Source organism: Piscibacillus sp. B03 (genome assembly GCF_052246295.1).
In the GTDB taxonomy this organism is placed as follows: domain Bacteria; phylum Bacillota; class Bacilli; order Bacillales; family Alkalibacillaceae; genus Piscibacillus.
On sequence record NZ_JBQQCO010000001.1, the window covers coordinates 79,565 to 103,605 of the forward strand.

27 protein-coding genes are annotated in these 24,041 nt (G+C 39.3%); 13 read left to right on the plus strand and 14 right to left on the minus strand.

The features are described from left to right. The first annotated feature begins 687 nt into the window (after positions 1 to 687). A complete protein-coding gene (locus ACTWQB_RS00400) occupies positions 688 to 2,037 on the plus strand; it encodes a hypothetical protein (protein ID WP_443137203.1) in 1,350 nt (449 codons plus the stop codon). 24 nt (positions 2,038 to 2,061) lie between these two features. On the opposite strand, the gene ACTWQB_RS00405 is transcribed toward ACTWQB_RS00400, so the two are convergent. From ACTWQB_RS00405 to ACTWQB_RS00420, 4 genes are all read right to left on the minus strand, one after another. Further along, positions 2,062 to 2,361: a 4a-hydroxytetrahydrobiopterin dehydratase gene (locus tag ACTWQB_RS00405; protein ID WP_443137204.1), complete on the minus strand. Its 300-nt coding sequence runs from the start codon at positions 2,359 to 2,361 to the stop codon at positions 2,062 to 2,064. Between the two features lie 59 nt (positions 2,362 to 2,420). Beyond that, positions 2,421 to 2,984, minus strand: a complete 564-nt coding sequence (locus tag ACTWQB_RS00410; protein ID WP_443137205.1) for a cupin domain-containing protein — start codon at positions 2,982 to 2,984, stop codon at positions 2,421 to 2,423. A 125-nt stretch (positions 2,985 to 3,109) separates the two neighbouring features. Then, complete coding sequence (locus ACTWQB_RS00415) at positions 3,110 to 4,471, minus strand: EAL domain-containing protein (protein ID WP_443137206.1); 1,362 nt, start codon at positions 4,469 to 4,471, stop codon at positions 3,110 to 3,112. A gap of 272 nt (positions 4,472 to 4,743) precedes the next feature. Continuing rightward, complete coding sequence (locus ACTWQB_RS00420; protein ID WP_443137207.1) at positions 4,744 to 4,896, minus strand: hypothetical protein; 153 nt, start codon at positions 4,894 to 4,896, stop codon at positions 4,744 to 4,746. A gap of 183 nt (positions 4,897 to 5,079) precedes the next feature. Between ACTWQB_RS00420 and ACTWQB_RS00425 the strand changes: the two genes are divergently transcribed. Then, entirely contained in the window at positions 5,080 to 5,979 is a 900-nt protein-coding gene (locus ACTWQB_RS00425; RefSeq protein ID WP_443137208.1) for a helix-turn-helix domain-containing protein, read from the plus strand. Between the two features lie 108 nt (positions 5,980 to 6,087). Here the strand turns inward: ACTWQB_RS00425 and ACTWQB_RS00430 are convergent, their stop codons facing one another. Both ACTWQB_RS00430 and ACTWQB_RS00435 read right to left on the minus strand, forming a co-directional pair. Further along, positions 6,088 to 6,657 (minus strand): hypothetical protein, encoded by a 570-nt coding sequence (locus ACTWQB_RS00430; RefSeq protein WP_443137209.1) that lies wholly within the window; start codon positions 6,655 to 6,657, stop codon positions 6,088 to 6,090. Positions 6,658 to 6,997: 340 nt separating this feature from the next. After that, the gene (locus ACTWQB_RS00435) at positions 6,998 to 7,438 is read right to left on the minus strand and encodes an Rrf2 family transcriptional regulator (RefSeq protein ID WP_443137210.1); all 441 of its coding nucleotides are present in this window, start codon (positions 7,436 to 7,438) and stop codon (positions 6,998 to 7,000) included. A 177-nt stretch (positions 7,439 to 7,615) separates the two neighbouring features. On the opposite strand from ACTWQB_RS00435, the gene hmpA reads away from it, so the two are divergent. Beyond that, positions 7,616 to 8,842 carry an NO-inducible flavohemoprotein gene (hmpA, locus tag ACTWQB_RS00440; RefSeq protein WP_443137211.1) on the plus strand — a complete coding sequence of 409 codons (1,227 nt, stop codon included), beginning with the start codon at positions 7,616 to 7,618 and terminating at the stop codon, positions 8,840 to 8,842. A 47-nt stretch (positions 8,843 to 8,889) separates the two neighbouring features. Here the strand turns inward: hmpA and ACTWQB_RS00445 are convergent, their stop codons facing one another. The 3 genes from ACTWQB_RS00445 to ACTWQB_RS00455 form a co-directional block, all read right to left on the minus strand. Further along, a complete protein-coding gene (locus tag ACTWQB_RS00445; protein ID WP_443137212.1) occupies positions 8,890 to 9,837 on the minus strand; it encodes an ABC transporter permease in 948 nt (315 codons plus the stop codon). Next, complete coding sequence (locus ACTWQB_RS00450; protein WP_443137213.1) at positions 9,830 to 10,750, minus strand: ABC transporter ATP-binding protein; 921 nt, start codon at positions 10,748 to 10,750, stop codon at positions 9,830 to 9,832. The genes ACTWQB_RS00445 and ACTWQB_RS00450 overlap by 8 nt, the downstream gene beginning before the upstream one ends. Positions 10,751 to 11,001: 251 nt before the next feature. After that, positions 11,002 to 11,433 (minus strand): hypothetical protein, encoded by a 432-nt coding sequence (locus ACTWQB_RS00455; RefSeq protein WP_443137214.1) that lies wholly within the window; start codon positions 11,431 to 11,433, stop codon positions 11,002 to 11,004. A 204-nt stretch (positions 11,434 to 11,637) separates the two neighbouring features. Between ACTWQB_RS00455 and ACTWQB_RS00460 the strand changes: the two genes are divergently transcribed. Then, entirely contained in the window at positions 11,638 to 12,003 is a 366-nt protein-coding gene (locus ACTWQB_RS00460) for a lipoprotein (protein ID WP_443137215.1), read from the plus strand. On the opposite strand, the gene ACTWQB_RS00465 is transcribed toward ACTWQB_RS00460, so the two are convergent. Together ACTWQB_RS00465 and ACTWQB_RS00470 are read right to left on the minus strand one after the other, a co-directional pair. Continuing rightward, on the minus strand, positions 12,004 to 12,738 hold the full coding sequence (locus tag ACTWQB_RS00465) for an aspartate/glutamate racemase family protein (RefSeq protein WP_443137216.1): 735 nt from the start codon (positions 12,736 to 12,738) through the stop codon (positions 12,004 to 12,006). Continuing rightward, positions 12,739 to 13,470, minus strand: a complete 732-nt coding sequence (locus ACTWQB_RS00470) for a maleate cis-trans isomerase family protein (protein ID WP_443137217.1) — start codon at positions 13,468 to 13,470, stop codon at positions 12,739 to 12,741. It lies immediately after the preceding gene. A 384-nt stretch (positions 13,471 to 13,854) separates the two neighbouring features. Between ACTWQB_RS00470 and ACTWQB_RS00475 the strand changes: the two genes are divergently transcribed. The 6 genes from ACTWQB_RS00475 to ACTWQB_RS00500 all read left to right on the plus strand — a co-directional run bounded on the left by ACTWQB_RS00475 (position 13,855) and on the right by ACTWQB_RS00500 (position 18,889). Then, positions 13,855 to 14,163, plus strand: a complete 309-nt coding sequence (locus tag ACTWQB_RS00475; RefSeq protein ID WP_443137218.1) for a helix-turn-helix domain-containing protein — start codon at positions 13,855 to 13,857, stop codon at positions 14,161 to 14,163. Continuing rightward, a complete protein-coding gene (locus tag ACTWQB_RS00480) occupies positions 14,160 to 15,029 on the plus strand; it encodes an IS3 family transposase (RefSeq protein WP_443137219.1) in 870 nt (289 codons plus the stop codon). The genes ACTWQB_RS00475 and ACTWQB_RS00480 overlap by 4 nt, the downstream gene beginning before the upstream one ends. Positions 15,030 to 15,189: 160 nt before the next feature. Beyond that, positions 15,190 to 16,803: an L-aspartate oxidase gene (locus tag ACTWQB_RS00485; protein WP_443137220.1), complete on the plus strand. Its 1,614-nt coding sequence runs from the start codon at positions 15,190 to 15,192 to the stop codon at positions 16,801 to 16,803. Continuing rightward, positions 16,790 to 17,089 carry a 2Fe-2S iron-sulfur cluster-binding protein gene (locus ACTWQB_RS00490; protein ID WP_443137221.1) on the plus strand — a complete coding sequence of 100 codons (300 nt, stop codon included), beginning with the start codon at positions 16,790 to 16,792 and terminating at the stop codon, positions 17,087 to 17,089. Before ACTWQB_RS00485 ends, ACTWQB_RS00490 begins: the two co-directional genes overlap by 14 nt. Before the next feature lie 34 nt (positions 17,090 to 17,123). Next, positions 17,124 to 17,852: an AAA family ATPase gene (locus ACTWQB_RS00495; protein WP_443137222.1), complete on the plus strand. Its 729-nt coding sequence runs from the start codon at positions 17,124 to 17,126 to the stop codon at positions 17,850 to 17,852. Between the two features lie 101 nt (positions 17,853 to 17,953). Continuing rightward, positions 17,954 to 18,889: an NADP-dependent oxidoreductase gene (locus ACTWQB_RS00500; protein WP_443137223.1), complete on the plus strand. Its 936-nt coding sequence runs from the start codon at positions 17,954 to 17,956 to the stop codon at positions 18,887 to 18,889. Between the two features lie 354 nt (positions 18,890 to 19,243). Here ACTWQB_RS00500 and ACTWQB_RS00505 read toward each other — a convergent pair whose 3' ends face one another. From ACTWQB_RS00505 to ACTWQB_RS00515, 3 genes are read right to left on the minus strand one after another with little or no spacing between them, the layout of a single operon-like run. Next, entirely contained in the window at positions 19,244 to 19,762 is a 519-nt protein-coding gene (locus tag ACTWQB_RS00505; RefSeq protein ID WP_443137224.1) for a hypothetical protein, read from the minus strand. Between the two features lie 40 nt (positions 19,763 to 19,802). Continuing rightward, a complete protein-coding gene (locus ACTWQB_RS00510) occupies positions 19,803 to 20,516 on the minus strand; it encodes a hypothetical protein (protein ID WP_443137225.1) in 714 nt (237 codons plus the stop codon). Positions 20,517 to 20,518: 2 nt separating this feature from the next. Beyond that, positions 20,519 to 21,454, minus strand: coding sequence for a hypothetical protein (locus ACTWQB_RS00515; protein ID WP_443137226.1), 936 nt, complete (start codon positions 21,452 to 21,454; stop codon positions 20,519 to 20,521). 279 nt (positions 21,455 to 21,733) lie between these two features. Here ACTWQB_RS00515 and ACTWQB_RS00520 point away from each other — a divergent pair, with 279 nt between their 5' ends. From ACTWQB_RS00520 to ACTWQB_RS00530, 3 genes are read left to right on the plus strand one after another with little or no spacing between them, the layout of a single operon-like run. Then, positions 21,734 to 22,414, plus strand: coding sequence for a response regulator (locus ACTWQB_RS00520; RefSeq protein ID WP_443137227.1), 681 nt, complete (start codon positions 21,734 to 21,736; stop codon positions 22,412 to 22,414). Between the two features lie 4 nt (positions 22,415 to 22,418). Beyond that, the gene (locus ACTWQB_RS00525) at positions 22,419 to 23,426 is read left to right on the plus strand and encodes a sensor histidine kinase (RefSeq protein WP_443137228.1); all 1,008 of its coding nucleotides are present in this window, start codon (positions 22,419 to 22,421) and stop codon (positions 23,424 to 23,426) included. After that, a complete protein-coding gene (locus ACTWQB_RS00530; RefSeq protein ID WP_443137229.1) occupies positions 23,423 to 24,013 on the plus strand; it encodes a VanZ family protein in 591 nt (196 codons plus the stop codon). The genes ACTWQB_RS00525 and ACTWQB_RS00530 overlap by 4 nt, the downstream gene beginning before the upstream one ends. Positions 24,014 to 24,041 lie beyond the last annotated feature (28 nt).

The window sequence follows — 24,041 nt, forward strand, 5'->3', positions numbered from 1 at the left end:
AATTTGACCTCCTATAGATCTGTTAATTTGTGAATTCCTCATAAATTTGATTTTTTCCTCATAAATTCAAATTTTTCCCCATAAAATCGATTTTTTCCCCATATATTAAAAAATTTCCCCATAAATTTAAAAAATTCCCCATAAATAATTTGACCATAAGAAAAACCGGACGTAAAAACCACGTCCGGTCCTCTTTTGGGTTAGTGCTTACCTTTGAATGTATGCGTTTTACCTCTAACATCAATATATTCAACAGGATACATTTCTCCAGCTTTGCCTTTATCGAGATTAGGTCATATGAATTTTCTGACTAATCTCTTAACGTCATATTAATTCATTCATAGGTTCATAGAAATCCGTCATAACCCCTAATTATTTGTCGATTTTCTTCCATTTTTCTAAAAGTCCTAGGTTAATGATGGGTGTTTAGAAATAATATTATTCACGAAAATAGTCGCGTTTTGTCGAAGACTGTTAAAGTCAGTTAATTCGATAAGTCTTAAGAACTATCCACAATTATTTCGAGAATTTTTCATTTTTTTGACGGTTATTTTACAAATCAGGTCAAAAGTTTTATTTATGAATGTAAGATATGGTAAAGCGTGTAACTAAAAGCTCACCTAATTAGGAAGATTAATAGGATTTTGTTAAGATAATAGAGGACTATCATTAGGAAAGCGTGATTTTATGAGACGTTTACTTTTTTACATATATACTAGCTTTGTTATTTTATTTGTATTCGATTTATTTCTAAACAGCGATGTCTTGTTAACGTTACAAGGAATTTTAGGCATGCTAGCTTTAGCATTCTCTATCAAAGGTGCAAACCGCACATACCAAACCATTGGGATTGTCTTCCTCATCGTTTCTCTTGCTCTCATGATGATTTATCACGTGCCATTTAACGATCTCGCTATTTATTTTACATCGATGGGATTATTACTATCATTACTTTATCTCATCCCTTTTATTAACCATTACATGATTGTAGGTGGATACGAGCAGTCATTGTTTAATCTTCTTCAGAAAAACACACCTAACTTAGGTAAATTCTACGTTAAGTCGTATTTAACAACATATGCTCTTACTCTATTTATCTTTATTTCAACGATCCCGTTAGTTTTTTCTCTTATTAGAGAAAAAACAGCGCACCTTTCAAGTCAGGTGACGCACCAATTTGCGACGCGTGCTGTCTTAAGACCATTTGCTGCCGCAAATACGTGGAGCCCGATTGAAGTCTACATTGCTATGGTAGTGGCGTTCACAGGGTCATCTTATTTAATTTTACTCCCTATTCTTTTTGTATTCTCTGTGACAATGTTATTGATTGACACATCATTAGGTTACGCAAAATATCGTCACATTAAATTCGATGAACAAGGAGATGAACCGGATAAACCTAAAGTCAATGTAAGGCATTTAGTATCCTTAGTCGTTTTTTTAGTGCTGTTCATCGCTACTGCAGCTATGACACATCTAGCGACAGATCTAGATTTCTTTGAATCTATTATTCTTGTTATCATTCCGTATACCTTTTTGTGGGCCATCGTCACGAAGAAGTATCGTACGTTTACCCGCTACAATCAAAAAGTATGGGGCGAGCATATTTGGAGCATGCAAAACTTTATGGTGCTTTTATTACCTATTGGTTTATTTAACGAGGTTATTAGTGAAACACCGCTACTCGACCAAGCCATGGAATCATTCGCTTGGCTAGAGCAGGCTCCATTACTCCTATTTATTTTTATCCAATTAAGTTCAATGGTGTTGGCGTTCTTCGGTTTCCATCCGCTTGTCACGCTTAGTCTCCAAGGGTTATTCGTTACACCATTTTTAGATACGATTAACCCTTTAAGTATCTCAGTTGTTATGATTGTATCGGTGATTGCGAATGATATGACCGGAACCTTTAACATTCCAATTACGATGCTAAATCAATATTTCAAACGCAATCCATATCAACTAACACTTTGGAATATCGGATACGCCTTAACATTCGGTGGAATTGCCGTGTTAATTGCCTGGCTCCTTCTATAGAAATAGCCACCAAACTTTTGGTGGCTATTCTTGTACTTGATCTTTATACAACTCATCAAAGTGGTGAGCCATCTCAAAGTCAAGATCCGTCAACCCACGCATTTCCCACGATGATATTTTTAACGTCACGACCTTATAATCAATCGCAATGTTCGGGTGATGACTTTTGCCTTCAGAATACTCAGCCACTTGTCGAACAAATTCAACCCCGTTCAAGTAATCTTTAAATTTATAACGTCTGCGTATCCATTTTTCATCAACTAATCGCCAGTCAGGTAATTTCCTTAATTCCTGCTCAATTTGTTCATCTGTTAACCGTTCCATACTGACACACCTCCCGTAAAAGAATCTTTGTCTATATTTTAATTCCCGTACAATCCCCTTTAAAACTTTCGAGCATACTTATTGATCAGCTCTTGATCGATTCCTTTTTTCTTACCTTTTTTAACAAGACGTTTCATCAGTAACTTTAAAATAAAAGGCAATTCCACCACTTGTGAATCTTGCATATCTAATATTAACGCGATATGAATTCGGTCATTCGGAAAACCTTTCTCATCCGTTTTCCCGTCTTCCATCAACCCATATAAAATACGCATCGATTCTTCAAACTGATGAGCAGGCGTAATCCGGACTCTGAACGTGACCGGTTTTTGACTTGACGCATTTAGGAAACGGTGAGGTGTTCCTTTTGGAATGACTAACTCCTCACCTTCTACTAAAATCTTAGACCCGTTACCATTTTGAACTTGTAACTCTCCTTCTATAACCTCAAACTTCTCTTCAAATTTTTGATGCATGTGAAGGGGCGGTCCTTCTCCACTCGGTGGCAAAAACACTTCAATATACTCATAATCTCCGTTCGTATCCTGGCTCGTCTCCACAAAAGTAATCTTCTCACCCGTTAACTTATGAGTAATGGTTTTGCTTTCACTTACAACCGTCATACCCAAGCCTCCTTTCATGACTACTTACTAAAAACTATATTCGTTACAAATATTAAAAAACCTTCATACAAAAAAAGGAGCCACCCTAAACAGGTGGCACCAATCTATATATTATTAAGGGGAGATTAAAATTGCTCAAGGTAATTCTTCCAACCTTCTAACGTTAAAGGCTTACTGAAATAATAACCTTGATAGATGTTACATCCAAAATCTTGAATGATTGATAAATGCTGATCGCATTCAACACCTTCTGCGACAACGTCTAACTCTAAATCACTGCCAAGTTGAATAATCGTCTTACAAATACGACGGTCAATCGGACTTTTATCGACATCATGGATAAACGTTTTATCCAACTTAATCGTATCTACAGGGAGGTACTTTAAATAATTTAGTGATGAATAAGTCGTTCCAAAATCATCAATCGCAATCTTCACACCAAGATTCTTTAACTGTTGGAATGTCACTGCCACTTCTGTTAGATTGTCAATCAATGACGTTTCCGTGATTTCAATTGCCAGACAATCCGCAGGAAATCCCGTTTCATCTAAAATGTCTTCGATTCGTTGGGCAAAATTCTGTTTACGAATATGAACAGCCGAGATATTAACAGACAACGTAAACGTTTTACCTGTATCATCCATTAATTTTTTCATATCTTCACAAGCTCGACGACAAATCACTTCATCTAACCAATCAATAAAATCATACTCTTCCGCATGGTCTACAAAATCAATTGGCGGCACAAGCCCTTTTTCGGGATGTTCCCAGCGAGCCAACGCTTCCACTCCATGTAATTCTTGGCCATCTGACTTTAATACTGGTTGATAGTAAGGATAAATCTCACCGTTCTTCAAACCAGTCTTGATCGATTCTACGTATAAAGTTTTTGAGTTCAGATTGTCATCTTCATTTAAATCCAATTGCTCAATCTCACCAGAATCATCAATTTTATAATTTGAAACAATTAGCCCAAGCAGCTCATTATAAGCCGATAATGTGTCTAGTTCTCGTTGTGTTGGATAGCGACTATATTTTGAATAAACCGCAAAGATGGCTACAATATCAGATGTTCCAGGTTTAAATACCGGAACTGACCAACAAGATTTCAATCCGTATGGTTTAACGACATTCGCAAAAGACCTCCAAGTGCGATCGTTATGAACATTCGGAGAAACCATTAGCTCGCCGCGAACAGCCGCCGTCCCACAAGTACCCAGTCCATCAAACAATCTAATGTGCATAAACTTTTCCAACATGTCATCCGGTAATGAATAGGCCGCACCATTGACAAACTCTGTACCCTTAGAATTCAACAACATAATGGTACAGTAAGAATCCACAAACTGATCCTCAAAATATTTTAAAGCTCTTTTTAACACATCGCATAACGGAAGACCTGCTTTTAAGTACTCCGTTATATATTGATAACCAGACACAAACTCTTCTGGGCTCAATACTCTTTCATTTAATCTTTTTTCACCCATTCTAAGAGCCTCCCGATTCAATTAAGACTTTTCAACTATATGATTCGTATCTTGCTAGTTATTTTGGTATGTTTTCTTTGAATATATAGGCCTAAATTACGACACTTTGGAAAATTGCACCTTTTCTATTCTAGCATTTTCAAGTATGATGAAAAAAAAGTGCTACCAAAAATCTAGAGTAGAATTTCTGGTAGCATATAAAATTATGGACGAATAAAAAATATGGACGACTTAATAAGGAAATGCTTTTGAGTTAAGTAAGTATTAGGTGATTAATCCATAGCACCTAAATCATCTTCACCGTTACCTTTTTTAGCCATTAATTCAACTTGCATTGCAGAATCGTTCAGATCCCCAGCACTTACGTTTAGAGAGAAACCAACGATTAATGCAGTGATTACAGCAATACCTAATAACTTTTTCATAGTTTCACCTCCCTCAACCCTCAACTTTATTTTATAATTAGATATTATCAGAATATAAAAATCTATGAATTTGGGATGAGAGGCGATTTTGGCTAGTACAGATTTAGTTTTCTTTGATTTTCTTCGATTTTCTCAAATAATATAAACATTGGAATATTTCATACTTTTGGAGGGAATTTATAAATGGATCCTCGTGAAGAAATAGGAAAAAGAATTTACGAATTAAGAAGATATTTCAAAATAACCCAGAAAGAGTTATGTGAAGGTATATGCACTCAGGCCTACATTAGTAAGATTGAAAATGGGTCATTAGCTATTGCAGCTGACATCCTATTTGAAATTGCAGAAAGACTCGGTGTTGATATTAATTATTTTTATGATTCAACATATAATTCCAGAGTTGATTATGCATTAGAAGTTGAACTAGAAGCCAGAGAACTTGTAAAAAATGATGAGTTTGAAAAATTAGAGGAACTAATAACTAGAGAAGAAAAAACCCCCCTAATGAATAATAAAAAATTTAAACAATTCATCTTATGGCAAAAAGCTCTGTGCGCCAGATATATAGATGAAGACTATGAGAACTCAGAAGCTCTACTCGATCAAGCGCTGCAACTAAGTAATACAAGTAGTAAGTCTTACTCAGAAAGAGAAATTCATATGTTAATTAACAAGGCGAATCTACATACAGACAGAAAAAATTTCCAAAAAGCTATTAGCATATATGAAGATGCACAATCTGCTATAAACAAACTTCCGTATTTACATGATGGTAACCTAATAACACTAATAAATTTTAATTTAGCAAGAATTTACTATTTCAAAGAGGATTATAAACAAACAATCCATTATGCAGAGGAAGGTATTATTCATTGTAAAAAAAATCAATCACTAAATGGTTATGGCAAGTTTCATTTTCTAATCGGCAATGCTCACATGAGGTTAAAAAACTTAAGTTTAGCTAAAGATCATATAGAACTAGCATCTCAATTATTTAAACTTAATGATCAGAATAGGTTTTTAACTAATTGTGAAATTATACTTCAACGTATTAACCAAGAATTAGAAACCACTTTAAGTTAACTTAGAGATTCCATATCTAAATATACCATATTATTTTATAATCAAAAGCCTTAAATTCAAAATACCTACTAACGGCATAGAACCATTTCTGTTAGTAGGTATTTTCAACTATTGTGATGTTGATTTTCGCTTGATATTAACTAAAAAGCGAGTGAACCAATACGCTGGAAGCACAACAGCTAAATCCACTAAAAACAAGTGAAAGTAATTAAAACCGCGCCCAAATTCCACTAATCCCACCAAGTTTTCTACATAAGCTATTCCGAAAGCAAACACAGCACTCGCAACCGCGATCCACAGATAAAAATTCTTATCATGGTTGGTGCAGTACTGATAGACCAGTAAAAAAGCAACAGGCAATGCAGAGGCTGCCATATTAAATATAGATGGCAACATCGGTGCTAAAAAGTACGTATGTATAAAGTACCTTTTTAATTCAAGTACATCCCCAGCATAGTTCCACATAATGTGTACCACAAAACCGAAAAAGAACACCTCAAACAAGCGTTCTCGATCGACATATTTAATCAATATTAATAAAGGGATGACAGTTATGGCGACAACGGCCCAGAACTGCCAATCTCCAAAACTTGAATATTCTTGCCAGTAAGCATTCGTCACCTGATCTAGTTCTGTATATAAATTTCTAATTTTACTCCAATACTCCTGGTAGCTCACGTTTGTTACCCCCAATATGGCTCGTTCACTTCTTAACCCTTATAATTTGAGCTAACCATGGAAAAATATACATAAGGAAAAGCTCATTATTACTATACCTTTTGATTAGAACTTTCCCTCACTTGCTGTCTATGAACGACTTCTTCCCATTTATGAACGTAAACCCTTACTTTATAAACGGCTTTCCTTCTTTTTTGAACGGGAATTTTCCATTTATAAACGGGTTTCTTAATTTTTTGAACGTAACTTCAGGTTTATGAACGTAACTTTTTCATTGGTTGACCACTTAAAATCTGTCGTATAAAAAAGTTCCTCCACTATAGTGAAGGAACTTTTTTCATCAAGAACTTATATCCATTAAATCACGTAATTCATCTTTATTTGCGGTTAAGTCTTTAAGTGTATATTGGTCTAACACTTTAAGAAATGCGATTAATGCATCGTTTAAGACGTGCTTTAACTTACAAGATGGCGTTATGACACAGGTGTTAACGTCTTTATCGAAACATTCCATCATGACAAAGTCATCCTCCATCATTCGAACTACATGGCCAATATTAATTTTATCTGGTGATTCTGCTAAAACAATACCACCATTTCGGCCTCTAATTGTCTTGATTAATCCGAATTGACCCAGTTGATAAACGATCTTACTCAAGTGATTTTGAGAAATATTAAAGGTCTCTGAGATCTCCTTAATACTCGCAAGTTCCCCTTCTTCTTTAGAGTTCACATAGATTAATACTCTTAGTGCATAGTCTGTATATTTTTTTAAACGCATAAAAACGCTCCTATCTAATCTTCATCCTATCTATTTTACCTTACCGAATATGTGTTCATCAAATTGAGATATTTTCTTTACAATATCGCCATAAAAGTTGCATTCATAATACATGTTTTCAGTTTACAATAAAGGTGTACAAAAAATACATCTTTTAACTCATAAGGAGTGTTGTATATGATTACGACTCAAGAAAAACCCGCTCTCGATCAAAAAACAATTGATACGGTGAAAGCCACAGTCCCAGTTTTAGCGGAGCATGGTGAATCGATTACAAAACGCTTTTATCAATTATTATTTCAAAATCATCCTGAACTAAAAAACATATTTAACCAAACGAACCAAAGGAAAGGTCGTCAACCAAAAGCATTAGCGAATACAGTCTATGCAGCTGCACAATACATCGACAACCTTGAAGCAATTGTACCTGTCGTGAAACAAATTGCACATAAACACCGCAGCTTGAATATTAAACCAGAACAATATCCGATTGTCGGCGAAAACTTACTCCAAGCGATTAAAGACACATTAGGTGACCAAGCGACAGATGAAATTATTACAGCTTGGGGCAAAGCGTATGGCGTTATTGCGGATGTGTTCATTGAAGTTGAGCAAGAAATGTATCATGAAGTTAGCAGACAAACTGGTGGTTGGACTGGTTTTAGAAACTTTACAGTTGCGAAAAAAGTTAAAGAAAGTGATGTCATCACGTCATTTTACTTAAAACCTGAAGATGGAGGACTTTTACCAGAATTCAAGCCTGGTCATTACATTACGGTAAAAGCAGAAATTCCAGGTGAACCATACAATCACTTACGCCAGTACAGCATGTCTGATGCTCCGGGCAAAGATTATTTCAGAATTAGCGTCAAACGTGAAGATAGCATCGAAGATCACCCTGAAGGTGTTGTCAGTAACTACTTGCACAAGCAAGTTGAAGAAGGTGACATCCTTCCAATTAGTGCACCAGGAGGCGACTTCTTCTTAGATACAGAAAATGAAAAGCCACTCGTATTACTCAGTGGTGGCGTTGGTCAAACACCAATGTTAAGTATGTTAAATACAGTTGTTGAAAAGCAACCAAACCGTCCAGTCTATTTTATTCATGCAGCACAAAATAGCGCTGTACATGGGCTTAAAAAAGAAGTTCAAAACTTAACGAACGCACACACTCAAGTAAATGCTTACACATGTTACAGCACCCCACAAGCAGGTGACCAATACGACTATGAAGGGTTTGTAACACTTGATTGGTTAATGGAGATTCTTCCTTCAAACGATTGTGATTTCTACTTCTGTGGACCAGAAGGCTTTATGAGAAGCTTAAAACAAAGCCTAGCAGAATGGAATGTACCAGACGAACAGATTCATTATGAATTCTTCGGGCCGAATATTGAGTTATAAAGGTAAGGAGCTGACCTTTTCGGATCAGCTCCTCTTTATATAGACCTTTAATGTCCCGCGACATCACGTTTGTTGAATGATAACCACGAGATGGCTAGGAATATCACGAAGTAAACAATCAGCACCGTGATGGAGAAGCCTAAAGTCATTTCATCGAACATGATATAGCCTGTTTCATATTGTTTTAAGTTCGTGTTGGCAAATAAAATGTATTTCGCAAAATCATATCGTTGTAACGCGGTCACAATCATATTTCCACTAAACATTAAGAAAATCGCAAGACCAATAGCCAGTGAACTGTTTCGGAACAGCGTTGAAATCATAAACGCAAAAGCCGTCATCATCACTAGATTTACCATGCTATAGCCGTATGACGAGAACACTTCACCTACAACAGAGACATATTCTAAGCCGTTCGCTGTTTCCGTTACAAAGGATGGGTTCATACCCTCAAATCCAAAGAAAATAGCCCCAACTAGAAGTGACGTTAATATCGTAAACACTAAAGTCGCAAATGCGAAAAGTAGTACGGCTAAGAATTTTGTAAATAAAATCATCGTCCTTGAAATTGGGCGAATGAGTAATAACTTGATCGTTCCCCACTTAAATTCACTCGAGACGATCCCTGCTCCAATAATAATCGTAAATAAACTGATTAAAGAAGCCAGCATTGCATTATCTAGTGTAAATTGCCACGCTTGATAGCCGGTCGGTCTGATGTCATTTTCTAAGTAGTAGTTGTTTTTAGCTATAGTTGAAGCGTGCAATCCTTCAAACCCTACTTCACTCGCATCTTTCTGCAACTCTTCATTTTCTTGTGTCAGTTCTTCTTTCCAGTTATCAGAGTAGCTTGTGGTAACGACATCATTGAACACCGTTGTCAAAATGGCCGCCCCAACAATAATAATTAAAATAACCGCGTACATCACCCATGTTGATTTCCGAATATAAGTTTTAATTAGTTCATTTTTTAACAATCCAAAAAAATTACCCAATGACATTACCTCCCGTCAGCTCTAAGAATTGATCTTCAAGTGTTGCTTTGATTGGTGTGACTCCATAAATCTCCACACCTTGCTCGACTAGCTTCTTCACGACGTTTGGTATGTCATCACGCTTTAATTCAACAACGAGTTTGCCAGCTTCTTTTTCAACGGTTAAGTCTAACTCTTTTAACACAACTTCTGTTTTCTCGTTATCTTTGACATCCACAATGACTTTTAAGTCTTCTTGAGCCGCTTCAGATTCATCATGAACCGAGTGCTCCTTAATTAGTTCACCTTGCTGAATGATTCCAATCCGATCACACATAAGCTCAATCTCAGATAGCAAGTGACTTGAAATCATGACTGCTACATTGTCCTTAACGGCTAAATCACGGATATAGTCGCGAATCTCGCGAATACCTGCTGGGTCCAGCCCGTTTGTCGGCTCGTCCAAAATTAACACGGCTGGTTTATGTAAAATGGCTTGAGCAACACCTAGACGCTGCCTCATCCCTAATGAATACTTACCAACCTTATCGTTAATGACTTTTTCTAATCCAACAAGCGCTACAACCTCTTGAATCCGCTCTTTCGTCACCCCTTGATACATACGTGCGTAGTGCATCAAGTTCTGCCACCCCGTCATAAACGGGTATAACTCAGGGTTCTCAACGATCGCCCCGATATTTTTTGCTGCGTCTTTGTAGTCTGACTGAATGCTCTTCCCAAGGATTTTCACATCCCCACCTGATAGTTTCATCAGGCCAACAATCATACGAATTGTCGTAGTCTTACCAGCACCATTCGGCCCGATAAACCCATACACCTCACCCTGATTAATCGATAAATCAAGGCCTTTAATAATCTCTTTCTTGCCAATTGTCTTCTTAACATCTTTTAATTCCAACGCAACTTGACTCAATGGACCCTCTCCCCCTTTTTCTTTCTCCAATAGGTACTACGTTTTGTAATGGGTTTGGTTTCAGTTAAATGCAAACATACATAAAAAAGGCCTTTTTATCCACCCCAAAATCAGATATATCTACCCCTTTTTTGAATTTATCTACCCCGAAATTTGTCGACGGAGTAAAAAAGGCTATTTTATCTACCCTTTTTATAAATATATCTAACTACTTAAAAACCTTTACACGTGTTTACACGCGTAAAGGTCATTTACCAATATAAAAAGACTGCAGCGACAGCAACCGCAGACATCAAAGTGCTTGTTTGGTAATATTCTCCATGTACCAGTGCTGGTTCATTATCGCCCCCGACCATTTTCTTTCCTAAACGATCTCCTCGAGGGTGGGAATAACGAATACTGTCTTTATTACCTACCACAATGAACTCAGCACCAACTTGCTCTCGAATACTTTCAGCAATTGGCTGAATAACTTCTGATGGTTTATCTAATTCAAAGGCTTCAATCACTTCTGGCATTAATGAGATTGACGTCGCAACATCCAATGCTCTTTGCCCCACAGCATCTTTCGTTTGATTATATTCTATGTAACCATTAATAGCAGTAATCAGGATGGTCACAATAAATAAAAGTGACGTAATTAAGGTAAGAATTTTTGTTTTAAGAGAAATATTACGCTTCATAAACTTCTCCTTCTAGGTGTAGATGACATAAACAACACCTTCGTCATAGTACTTTTATCATTGTACCATGTTGAAGGTGTTGTTTGGATTGTGATTAATGGTTCAGTTATGCTGATACCTGCCCTAACCTTACTTGATTATAAAACTCGCCGCTTTCATTTAGGAATTTTATGTTAAAATTTAGTTAACTAGGGAGGGCTTATTATGAAACGTATAATAGCTTTAGCTTTGATACTTTTGATCGTGGCAGGTTGTCAGGCGACGGATAATCCATCTGCAAAAGACATTTTGGAAGGTAATCCTGACGCTGACCTGATTAAGCTAGATGGCATCATATACTCTTCAAATCCGCAAAAAGACCGGGATTATACAAAAGGTGTTCAAATAGGAGAAATCAAAAAACAAACGACCAACACGTGGTGGTATCGAAATCTTTACGCGAGTCAGCTGCCGAAAGGTACGGCCGTCTACTCGACTAAAGATGAGTACCAAGACGGTGATGCGCCGTTTGTCATTTTAGTGGAAGTTGATGGTGAGCTTGTGAGTTACCATGCGTTACTAGAAGGTTAGCTACATGAACCCAATATACTTTGATTTTACGACGGCTGAATGGACGTAATTAATCATCGTAATGTAATCAAACACTGGCAAACCCGTCGCCTGTTGAATCGCAGCACCGTATGGCGGAAGGCTACTACACTCAAGTAGAATCATTTTCACCTCAGGATGACGATTAACTAAATCCACCGCAACTGACACAGCTTCATCTTCAGCCACTTCTGGATCTAATAGCCCATTTTCAACATGTGCCGCCAAGCGAAAGTGCTCTTGCGTCTCCATACCGATGACTTCAAACTTAACAGGGTCCACCTCAAGTCCTAACCCTTTTAGTAAATCATAATCAAAATACTTAGAATGACTACAAATAATGCCGATCTTTTCATCAGGTCCAAGCATAGCCGACATAAACGGTAACTGAAGTAAACTAGATAAAAAGACAGGCACGTTCAGTTCGGCTGCAATTTCTTTTTGAAACATAGCCATGTACCCGCAGTCACCTGTAATGGCTCGAACTCCCTCTTTTACGAGCTGATGCCCGGCTTCTAATAGAGGCTCCTTCAATTTAGGATCCTTCGTCAACAATTTTGTAAACGTAAATCCATCCACACGCTGAAACCTAACAGGAAACGAATAAGTCGTCGCATTGCCTACATCACCAGGCACAAAAGGCGTGAATGTGTCTAGCAACAGTATGCCAATCGATTCTCCATAACTCACCTGACCCGGTGTCGCTCGGTATAACATTTAAGTCACCCCTTTAAATGGCTCGCGGAATAACGTGCCGAGTCCTGTTTGAGCAGTCAATTTTCCCGCTAAGCGAAGGGCTTCCCAAAAACTCACTTGATTCGCTGTCAGAACTGGTTTTTGAATAGCCTCTTCTATTTCATCGATCCAAGAGGCTGAATGTAGAGCCGTATCAGGGATTAACAGTGTATCCGCTCGATCGGAGTCGTTTTGCACCGCTAAATCAATCACTTCTTCACGCTGCAACGTACCAACTTCTGCGGCCGTAATGACGCCCTTGCTTGAAAACTTGACAACCTCGAATCCGTGCATCTCCAGAAATTGTTTGAACAAGCGCGCGATTTCATCTGGGTAAGTCGCCGCAATCGCCACTCGGTTTGCTCCGATCGCATCCGCCGCATGGACAAACGCCAATGCCGTGGTGGAAGCCGGAACATGCAGGGACTCTTCTAAAATTGACACTTGCCGCTGTACCCCTTCGATGCCCAATGTGAAACTCGCGCTCGTCGACGTCCACATAACCGACTCAATCCCGGTCCCTCTCAGCTTCTCGACACCTTCAAGCAGCCTTCTGACGCTTCCCATCTCTGTCAACGCTTCAACCGTATGCGCATCACGGTTGAATTTTGTATGGACTAACTCCACCTCAACCGTTGGATCCACCATCGTACCAAGCAACAGATAATCATCCTCAGCTGCAAACCCCGGATACAAAAAGCCGACCTTCGTCACTGAAAATCCCCTCCTTTCCACTAGCCTATGATGCATGACTGTGAAAAATATGAAAAACTTTTGCAGTTGAGCGCAAAAGTTTGGACCATTGATTTGCTTTTATGGGACATACGTGAGCCATTTGAGGGCTCGAATTTTGTCGAAAACGGGTATTGAACCCTTTTTATGAGACATTGAGACTCGTTGATATGGTACCACTGTAACGGACACTGAAATTAGCGCCCAAAAAAATTAGAAAACGGAAGGGGTTTTATATCGAGTAGGACCCATGGTATCGTTGTGGGAAATGCTTGTTTGTTTAACCCTAGCACCCAGAGCATTTAACCATGGGTCCGGAGGCTCGATGTCAAACCAACTTCCACCCATAATTGAGGAGGGCTATCTATGGCAGAACGAAGCAAAAGACAATCATATGATTTTGATCTAAAAAAAGAAGTGGTACAAGAATATTTTAATGGTGTTTCATCAACAGAATTAGTCGAGAAGTATGGCTTGAATAGCAGGCGTCGAGTGAGCGATTGGGTGAGTAAAGTACGAGATGGTGGCTATGAAGCTTTATACCGTCAAAAAAGAGGACCTAAATCGACAGATGATGCGGAAGAAAGTGAATTAGAGAAACTGAAAAAACAAAACAAGTCTTTAGAACTGGAAATTATGTATTTAAAAAAGCTTATGGATCTGAAGAGGAGGTGATAAGTAAACGAGATGCATTTGTCTTTATACATACTCATAAGCATGAGTATTCCGTTATCGGTCTAGCTGATTTACTGAACGTTTCAACGTCTGGTTATTATGACTGGGTTAAACGTGGTGGTGTCTATACCCAAGAATATCGAGATGAGGAAATCTATCAGTATATTCATTGTGTGTTTAAACAAGCTAAAGGAACCATTGGGCGTCGCCGAGTGAAACTTGCCATTCAAGACCAATTTGGAATTAAGATTAATCAGAAGCGCATAGCAAGGATTATGAGAAATTATGGGCTCAAGTGTCAAATCCGAAAACGATTCAGGAAGTACACTGAAGAACCCCGCTATGTCAAGAACATCTTGGAAAGGCAATTTAAAGCTATCAAACCAGGAAAGAAATTCTGCATGGATATTACGTATATCAAGGTCTATCGACCTGTCGAACGTTGGGCCTATTTATGCGCTATTACAGACCTTTATAACAACGAGATTGTGGCTTATACATTTGGACCGTCATTAGAGTTGAAGCTTGTTTATAATACAGTTGACCAATTAAAAGAAAAAGGGTTTGAGAAGAATGCGATCCTCCACACAGATCAAGGCATTCAATTCACAAACCCACAATACTTAGCACGAGTCAGAAAAATGCGCTTAATTCCCTCGATGTCGAGGCGAGGGAACTGTTGGGATAATGCCTGTATAGAAAGTTTTTTCAGTCACTTTAAAACTGAAATTAAACATTTCGGCAATCCTGAAACATTCAAGCAAACATCTAACCTCATCGATCACTATATCGATTATTATAACACGGTTAGAGTGCAAGAAAAACTAGGCACCACACCTAAAAAGTATCAAAACAAAGCAGCATAAAATGGGCGGTAATTAGGTGTCCACTTGACAGGGACCAGACCACGTTTTTGAGACATTAGGCTTCAAATATATGACATTCGAATAAAATTCATTGTCATGGTACGATACGCTTAAATCATTTAATAGTAATAAGAGTTTGATATAGAAAGGTGGGTTGGCGATGAACACCATTCATACGGACGTGTTAGTGGTTGGATCGGGAACAGCGGGGCTAGCAGCGGCTGCATACGCGGCACAAGAAGACAAACAAGTGCTTGTATTAGATAAAGGGGCTCTCGGGCGTAGTGGGTCGTCAACGGGTGCCGTTCAAATCGCTAGCCTTGGTGATTGGTCGCATGAACAGGACGGACCAGAAAGTTATTTAAGTGACATCGAAAAAAGCGGTCGAGGCCTAAGTAACTCGCTTCTTGCTCAAACATTGGTCAATGACATTGAACATAGATTAGAAGATTTGATTGAATGGGGGTTAAAACTAGATCGTCACGGTGATCAAGTGGCGCTATCTCACACATCAGGGCACACTCTTCCTAGGTCCATTAGTGCGAAAAAGGGCAAGACTGGACTTGGGCTTTTACATACTCTCCGAAAAAAGGTGACTAAAGACGAGCGGATTACAACATGGAGTGATGTGATTACGACCCAACTCTTAAAATCTAATGATCAGGTCGTCGGCGCTCTCGTGCTTGACCTAACGACGAATAGATTTTATAAAATCATTAGCCAAGCAACGATTCTAGCAACTGGTGGAGCGGGACAGCTATACCCAATAACAAGTAACCCTGTTCAATCAACAGGCGACGGATATGCACTCGCCTTGAGAGCAGGCGCAACCTTAATCGACATGGAACAGGTGCAGTTTTATCCCGTTAGTGTCATCTCACCCGCTTCCATCGCAGGCTTGTGTATAAGTTTTTATCATTACTCGAAGCTTTTTAATAATCAAGGCGAACGGTTTATGCAAAATTACGCGCCTGAAACACTCGAAGATGCGACGCGTGATACACTAGCGCTTGCGATGGCAACAGAGATTGCCGAAGGACGTGGACCATTGTGGTTAGATGCAACCGACGTTATTGACCAAGTCAAAAAAGAATTCCCTCATGAATACCAGTTATGTCGTGACCGTGACTTCGACCTTGAAAACGACCGGATCCAAGTTGGCCCAGCTGCTCATTTCATGATGGGTGGTGTGCACATTGACGAACATGGCCAAACGGACGTTCCAGGACTTTTGGTGGCAGGTGAAACGGCAGGGGGACTTCATGGCGGAAACCGACTAGGGAATAACGCATTGTCTGAGTGTCTTGTTTTTGGTGCACGAGCCGGTCAACGTGCTGCCCACTATGTGTCACAGGCCGAATCTGACGTGCGTGTTACTTCGGTTAATTTTAACCAACAAGGAAAACATCGTCCTTTTCAAATAAAAAAACAGCTTCAAGAGCTGATGATGGATTACTTGGGTGTAATCCGAACCGATTGTGGTTTGCAATCAGCTTTTGACCAAATAAAAGATTTACAGAAACAGCTTGATGACGTGCTCATCACGAATCAAGACGTCTATTCACGTGACATTCTAGACTACATCGAGGCGAAGCATATGATGACAACCGCCGAACCCATTATTTTATCGGCCATCAACCGTAAGGAAAGTCGTGGGGCACATTTTAACGCGGATCATCCTGAGGCAAACCGCTCAGTGTTTCACAACAAAGTTCATTTAAAGAACAATCAATTAAATGTGCTTCAAAAGGAGGCTGATAATGGTGAAACTTGACGTGAAAATTAACCGCGGAGATTACACCAGCCAATACACTATTGACTATACGACAGGCATGACCGTTCTCAACGTACTCGAAACCATCTATCAAGAACACGACCCGAGCATCGCTTATCGTTTTTCATGCCGAACGGGGCTTTGTACAACATGCATGATGATGATTAATGGCAAGCCTGACCTCAGTTGCCAAAAGAACGCGGAACCAGGCCCCGATGGCTACCTAACCCTCGCGCCTCTACCTAAAGGCGAGACCATTCGCGATTTAGTTAAACAATATCTATAATATAATTAACTCTATTAAGTCAGGTGCTGATTCAATGTTTTTGAAAAAATTAACACTCTTACACGAGAAAATATCAACTTACAACCAATACCCTTTTACCATTCCTGCCATCAAAAATTTGACGGAACTCAACTTAACATCCAACGTCACATTTTTCGTTGGTGAAAACGGCTCTGGCAAGTCGACATTGTTAGAAGGCATCGCCGACAAATGCGATTTTAATACAGCAGGTGGAGGTCGCAATAACTATTATGATGTCCACGCTGCCGGCTCCGACCTTGGCCCTTACCTTCGTTTATCTTGGTTGCCCAAGGTGTCGAACGGCTTCTTTTTACGAGCAGAGTCTTTTTACCACTTTGCCTCATATATTGATGAACTTAGCATTGAAAACCCTAGCGTCTATGATGCTTATGGTGGCCAGTCGCTTCACGAGCAATCACACGGTGAATCGTTTTTGTCATTGTTCAAAAATCGTTTTGGCGGCAAAGCCATTTACCTACTCGACGAGCCCGAGGCTGCACTATCACCTCAGCGCCAGCTTGCTTTTTTAAAAATATTACATAACTTAACCGAAACAGGCGAGTGTCAATTCATTATTGCGACACATTCTCCGATTTTACTCGGCTATCCTGAGGCCACGATCTTTAATTTTGACGAAGAAAAAATTACGACCATCGATTATGAGGAAACGGATCACTACCAGATCACGAAGTATTTTTTACAACATCGAGATAAGATGCTGCACGATTTACTGAATGATTGAGCAGAATAGTTTAAGTATAGTTACTTACCTTTTACAATTGCCTATGAATAACCTATTAGAATCAACACAGATTAAAAACATCAATCAAACGAGGTGACAACATGAAGGCAATTGTAATGAAAGAATATGGACATAAAGACGTTTTACAAGAACAGGAGTTTGAAAAGCCAACTCCTGAAGAAGGACAAGTCGTGGTCAAAGTGCATGCGACGTCCATTAACCCGATCGACTGGAAGCTTCGCGAAGGCTATTTAAAAGACATGGTTCCATTTGAATTCCCAATTATCTTAGGATGGGACGTAGCCGGTGTCGTTGATGAAGTCGGTGAAGGTGTGACCGATTATCAAGTAGGCGACAAAGTATTTGCACGCCCTGAACTAACGAATCGCGGAACGTATGCTGAATATACAGTCGTGGACGCGCATCTGTTAGCTAAGATCCCAGAAAATATCAGCTATGAAGAGGCGGCAGCAACACCATTAACTGCACTAACCGCCTACCAGTGCTTGTTTGAACACGGTAGCGTTAAAGAAGACGACAAGGTGTTAGTCCATGCAGGCTCTGGTGGCGTTGGATCCTTTGCGATTCAATTAGCGAAAAACGCTGGCGCTTACGTTGCAACTACTTGCAGCACGAAAAACGTCGAGCTCGTTAAAGAACTCGGCGCAGATGAGGTCATTGATTACACGAAACAAAATTTTGAAGAAGAGCTTTCTGACTATGATTTCGTCCTGGATACATTAGGCGGCGACATCCAAGAGAAAAGCTACAAGGTCTTGAAGTCAGGCGGCGAACTCGCATCTGTGGCAGCACCACCTGAGGAAGAAAAGGCGAACGAACACGGAGTCAAAGCCTTTTTCGTTTGGCTAGAACCAAAAGGCGAGCAACTTAAAGAAATTGCAGACCAAATGGAAAACGGCAAGCTCAAGGTCATTATCGGCCACCGCTTCCCGTTAACGGAACAAGGAATTCAAGATGCACACGAACTAAGTGAAACCCACCACGCAAAAGGCAAAATCGTCATTAACGTGATTTAAAAGATGAAAGGCATCAAGCCGCGGCTTGATGCCTACTTTTATGAGGAATTTTTTGAATTTATAAGGAATTTTTCAGATTTATGAGGAAAAATTTTAATTTATAAGGAAAAATCCTGTTTTATGAGGAAAAAATCAATTTTATAAGGAAATTTACTTCTTATCATAAAAATACCAACTAAAATATACGATGACTCCCAGCGGCAACAACAGAGATACAAATATAGAGTATTCATTTGGCAAGATGTAATATAAAATTGAACTTACGATTATGAGCGGGAGAATCATAAAAAACCAAACTCTTACATATTTGTTTCTAAAACTCAATTCAAATTCTTTACTCATTCTACCACCTCTCTATTCAAACGGGTAAAACACTTCACTTCCGTCTTTCTTAATAATACTAAATTGATTCGGATCAAAACTCGATAAACTAAAAGGCGTCACAATGTACCAATAAAACGTATCAACATTATGTCGCAAGTCAAATTTTTCATTCGTAAACCGGACATGATCAACTTGGTCAGGGTTGACGAATCCATAGATAACCCCGGATTGATCCAAATTTAAAACATTATATTGATCGTACCGTATTCCTTCCTGTTCGAAGCTCTTCACAATCGGAGCATTGCCAACCTCTTGCTTCCACCCAAAAAATCCCTTTCGATATAAACCACCGTTCATATAGTCACCTGAATCAATGATCACAAACGTTTCGTCCCCGACTTGAACCCTTTCTAGAATACTAGCTGGCTCATCGTAAAAGTCATCTTGAACTACTTTTTCTAAAGACGAGTTATTGTAATAGATAAGTCCCCACACCAATAATAGCGCCAACATGACTAAAATAGAAATGACTATTTTTTTACGTTTCACCGACTCCACCCCTAGTCAATATATACGACCCAACAGCGAATTAGAACGACCGACCAATCTTCGTATCTAAATCAACTTGAATACATTCGATCTCCGGGTTTGACAATAGCGCCTCCACTAGTTCCTTGCTTCCGCATACAATGGAGAAATCTGAATCATAGTCTGTGTGAATACACCAGCTCTGGTCCTTTGCCCACCAATAGGTTGGAGAACCTAAGCCAACATGGTCACCCTTATCGTAAGCGGCTCGAACATCATCCAGACTCCCTTCATAGAGAAGGCCGTGCTCATGATTGTCGAAATTATGTATCACTCCGATGATCTTTAAAAAACTATAATGAAAATAGCATTGTTCTTGTGGTGTAAAAAGCTTTAAAACAGATAATACCTCTTGAAAGGCATCTTCTTCAATCGTCCCTTCTCCCCCAAGGATCATGTAACGCGGGTAACCCCCTAATGCTTCTGCGATGGTCGACGAACTGAACTCTTTTGAAAGAGACAATCCGTATTTATTAGCCAAATCTTTATACGACAGTTTTTCTCCAAAAGTAAGTTCAACCGAGTCTGGGTCACAATCACGATATAAAAGAGACTCGTCGCTGATTTTTTCATCACGAAAAATCGGGTTCAAAACTTTACAATAATGACTAAAGCGATTTGGAACAACATGTTTAACCTTCAAGTCTTCAGAATCCTGAGTTGCTACTTCCTCGTCAATCCATTCTAACTCCTTGAAATCTTCTAAGCTCTTCATCCCTACACCCTCTCAAAACGGTTTAATAGTTTATAACGGTCAACAGTTAGAATGCCTTGCCAATAACGTCTTGAAATCGCGAATTCATTCGGGTACGTTCCCCATTCCCATGAAATATCCCATATGCCTTCATCGGACATCTCGTTAATATAAAAATCTAAGTTTTGATCGATTAGCGTTTCGAACTCACCGACTAACGGATCGTTCGGACCGTCGATAAAATCAAGTGGAAACGGTTGATAACTCGTCCCCCATTTAGTTGGATCCTGCTCGACACTATGTAAAATTAAGCTTTTTACTTTTTCCAAAACAACATTATAATCATGACCTGTTTGATTCTTGAAAACTTTCTTATGTAAATCTAGCAAACTTGTCATTTGTTTAAAATTACTAACTTCATGAAAGTCCATTTCCTCTGCTGCCATAAGCCGTTCGCAGGCTTTTGAAACAGACTGCCATCCAACTTGCCACGCCTCATCTTCCTCATCAGACCAGTGAATTAACATTGCCGCGAGCTCCACACTCGGATTAAACATCCAATTGTTCTGAGCATCTTCCGAGTAACCCCACCAAGGTGCATGAGGGTAATCACTATTTTCAGGAATCACCGACGCCCACATTCCCGACTTTTGAGACGTATTAATTAAATACGTCACCATCTTCTGAACAATCTCGTGATCCGCACGCGCATCCAGTTCAATTAAGATTCTTCCCGCAGCCCACGTCGCCATCGCATTTGAGTGAGGCACCCAGAAGTCCGGCTCAAGTCCATGCGCAAACCCACCATCTTCGTTTTGAAAAGCCGATAGATAGTTCATCACATTTTGTTGCGAACCTTCCTCAAACTCATACTCCCACCTTGCCACTTCTAAAGGACGAGCATGACGCTTCACCCAACTAGCTGATTGTTCAATGGTATTAATTTTTAGAGTTAACATAAGGGATTCCTCTGCTTTATTACATTTTTTTCCTTAATAACCTACTTCGACATTTTTTTATAATTTCCTTCTAAAAACTGACTCAGTTATCCGTTAGGTATTGAACGATTCAATGTACTTCGGCGAAATCTCTTCCCTCTTCGGCGAAATCTCTTCCCTCTTCGGCGAAATCTCTTCCCTCTTCGGCGAAAACTCTCCTCTCTTCAGCAACCTCTCTCTACGTCAGTTGCTAACATTTGGTATACTAGCGTTAATAAGAAAAATTAGAAGGATGATACGATGTTTAAGTTACTCATCATTGAGGATGACGAGTCCCTTTTTAATGAAATCAAAGAACGATTAACGCAATGGTCTTATGATGTATATGGAATACAAAATTTCGAGAGGGTCATAGAAGAATTCACTGAAATCAAGCCTGACCTTGTGGTTATTGATATACAGCTTCCCAAGTTTGATGGGTTTCATTGGTGTCGCATGATCCGTGCGCATTCGAATGTGCCGATTATTTTCCTCTCGTCACGTGACCACCCGACCGACATGGTCATGTCAATGCAGCTTGGGGCGGATGATTATATTCAAAAGCCTTTCCATTTTGATGTTCTCATTGCCAAAATTCAGGCCACTCTTCGTCGCGTCTATAACTACAACACGGATCAAGTGCAACTGAAGACGTGGTGTGGGGCGACGATTGATTATGAAAAAAATGCTGTTTCCAATGACCACGGCACGATTGAATTGACGAAAAACGAAACGTATATTTTAAAAAAACTAATCGAACACAAAAACAATATTGTCAGCCGTGAGGACCTCATTCACAGCCTTTGGGAGGATGAGCGGTTCATCAGCGACAACACATTAACCGTCAATGTGAATCGTTTAAGAAAGCGCCTTGATGAGATTGATCTGGGCTCTAACATCGAAACAAAGGTCGGACAAGGTTACATAGCTAAGGAAGGGTAAAAATATGATTGGGAAATTTATAATCGAACGAAAAAGTTGGATCTTACTATGGGTGATGCTACATGCCTTATTGTTATTTCTATCGTACCTTGATGCCCAAATCGCGTTAGGGACAATCGCTTATTATTCGTTCTTATCAAGCGTCGTTTTTGTGTTTTTCCTGATTATTCGCTATCACCGGGAAACACGTTTTTATAAATCATTAAACGAACGGTCTAATTATTTGGATGACACTGAGTTAGCGAAACCACGCTCTCCTTTTGAGAAAATGGTTTCGGAAAATATCATTCAACAGTCTGAACAGCTAAAACAAATCGAGTCCAATAATCGAACCCATTTAGAACAAGAAAAAGATGAACTGCTTTCATGGATTCATGAAGTGAAAACACCTTTAACAGCCATGCAACTCATCATTGATCGAATTGACGACCAAGCATTGAAAACGAGCCTAAATTACGAATGGCTTCGAATTCATTTACTTCTAGACCAACAATTACATAGAAAACGAATGGCGATTATTGAAAATGATTTATATATTGAGAAAACAGCCTTAGAGCCCATTATTCACCAGGAAATTAGAGACCTTAAATCCTGGTGCATTCACAAAGGAATCGGATTTGACGTTGACCTTGAGGTGAACGAGGTTTTAACAGACGGAAAATGGCTAGCGTTCATCATCAGACAATTGCTATCAAACGCCGTTAAATATAGTGAGAAGGCCGATATTATTTTAAAAAGTTATAAGGAAAGCGGCCACTCCAAGCTTCAAATCAAAGACCACGGCCGTGGTATTGACGCCAAAGACTTGCCGCGTATATTTGAAAAAGGATTCACATCGACAGAGAAGCATCAAGACAACTCCGCTACAGGCATGGGGCTTTACCTAGCGCAACAGGTGGCCAACTCATTACAAATCAAGCTAAATGTCGAGTCAACTTTGGGAGAAGGCACGACCTTCACCTTGACCTTTCCTGAAAAAAATGACTTCACTCAAATTGCAGGTGACCTATGAAAAAACTCGTAACAAGTATCTTATTTTCACAGATCATTTTTATCATCCTGTTCCCAACCTGGCTTGAGCTCATGGACTACTTACATGCCGTCGTCATCGGTGTCGCGTGGGTTTGTGTAACTGCGCTTGGCCTTTTTGCCGGCCTTTTGTGGTCACATAAAAAGATTACAATCCCTGTTAACGTACTCCACCTAGGAATAGTGATTTACACAGCGGGGTTAATCACGTTATTATTTTTCAGACCAAACGGACCAGGTGCCGACAACATTAATATGATGCCATTTGAAACAATCCAATTATATTTATCAGGAAATGCTGAACCGCTTGTGGCGCTCTATAACATCGGTGCCAACATTGCTTTAACCGCTCCTCTTGGAATCTATTATCGTTTAATCGCTAAAAGTCCCAATTTACTCACACTAATATTAATCGCTGTCACGTCGATTAGCATCATAGAAACACTTCAACTAATTTTAGAACGCGGGAGCATGGATATCGACGACTTAATCCTTAATACAACAGGCTTTATCATAGGTTACTTAGTCACACCAATCATTCAAAAAACCATCAACCTCACACGCATGTGACAAAAACGTCACATGCTTTTCCTAATTG

Coding starts and splice junctions, on each gene's coding strand:
- ACTWQB_RS00400 (WP_443137203.1), top strand. CDS start 688: ATGAGACGTTTACTTTTTTACATATATACTAGCTTTGTTATTTTATTT.
- ACTWQB_RS00405 (WP_443137204.1), bottom strand. CDS start 2,361: ATGGAACGGTTAACAGATGAACAAATTGAGCAGGAATTAAGGAAATTA.
- ACTWQB_RS00410 (WP_443137205.1), bottom strand. CDS start 2,984: ATGACGGTTGTAAGTGAAAGCAAAACCATTACTCATAAGTTAACGGGT.
- ACTWQB_RS00415 (WP_443137206.1), bottom strand. CDS start 4,471: ATGGGTGAAAAAAGATTAAATGAAAGAGTATTGAGCCCAGAAGAGTTT.
- ACTWQB_RS00420 (WP_443137207.1), bottom strand. CDS start 4,896: ATGAAAAAGTTATTAGGTATTGCTGTAATCACTGCATTAATCGTTGGT.
- ACTWQB_RS00425 (WP_443137208.1), top strand. CDS start 5,080: ATGGATCCTCGTGAAGAAATAGGAAAAAGAATTTACGAATTAAGAAGA.
- ACTWQB_RS00435 (WP_443137210.1), bottom strand. CDS start 7,438: ATGCGTTTAAAAAAATATACAGACTATGCACTAAGAGTATTAATCTAT.
- hmpA (WP_443137211.1), top strand. CDS start 7,616: ATGATTACGACTCAAGAAAAACCCGCTCTCGATCAAAAAACAATTGAT.
- ACTWQB_RS00455 (WP_443137214.1), bottom strand. CDS start 11,433: ATGAAGCGTAATATTTCTCTTAAAACAAAAATTCTTACCTTAATTACG.
- ACTWQB_RS00460 (WP_443137215.1), top strand. CDS start 11,638: ATGAAACGTATAATAGCTTTAGCTTTGATACTTTTGATCGTGGCAGGT.
- ACTWQB_RS00465 (WP_443137216.1), bottom strand. CDS start 12,738: ATGTTATACCGAGCGACACCGGGTCAGGTGAGTTATGGAGAATCGATT.
- ACTWQB_RS00475 (WP_443137218.1), top strand. CDS start 13,855: ATGGCAGAACGAAGCAAAAGACAATCATATGATTTTGATCTAAAAAAA.
- ACTWQB_RS00485 (WP_443137220.1), top strand. CDS start 15,190: ATGAACACCATTCATACGGACGTGTTAGTGGTTGGATCGGGAACAGCG.
- ACTWQB_RS00490 (WP_443137221.1), top strand. CDS start 16,790: ATGGTGAAACTTGACGTGAAAATTAACCGCGGAGATTACACCAGCCAA.
- ACTWQB_RS00495 (WP_443137222.1), top strand. CDS start 17,124: ATGTTTTTGAAAAAATTAACACTCTTACACGAGAAAATATCAACTTAC.
- ACTWQB_RS00500 (WP_443137223.1), top strand. CDS start 17,954: ATGAAGGCAATTGTAATGAAAGAATATGGACATAAAGACGTTTTACAA.
- ACTWQB_RS00510 (WP_443137225.1), bottom strand. CDS start 20,516: ATGAAGAGCTTAGAAGATTTCAAGGAGTTAGAATGGATTGACGAGGAA.
- ACTWQB_RS00515 (WP_443137226.1), bottom strand. CDS start 21,454: ATGTTAACTCTAAAAATTAATACCATTGAACAATCAGCTAGTTGGGTG.
- ACTWQB_RS00520 (WP_443137227.1), top strand. CDS start 21,734: ATGTTTAAGTTACTCATCATTGAGGATGACGAGTCCCTTTTTAATGAA.
- ACTWQB_RS00525 (WP_443137228.1), top strand. CDS start 22,419: ATGATTGGGAAATTTATAATCGAACGAAAAAGTTGGATCTTACTATGG.
- ACTWQB_RS00530 (WP_443137229.1), top strand. CDS start 23,423: ATGAAAAAACTCGTAACAAGTATCTTATTTTCACAGATCATTTTTATC.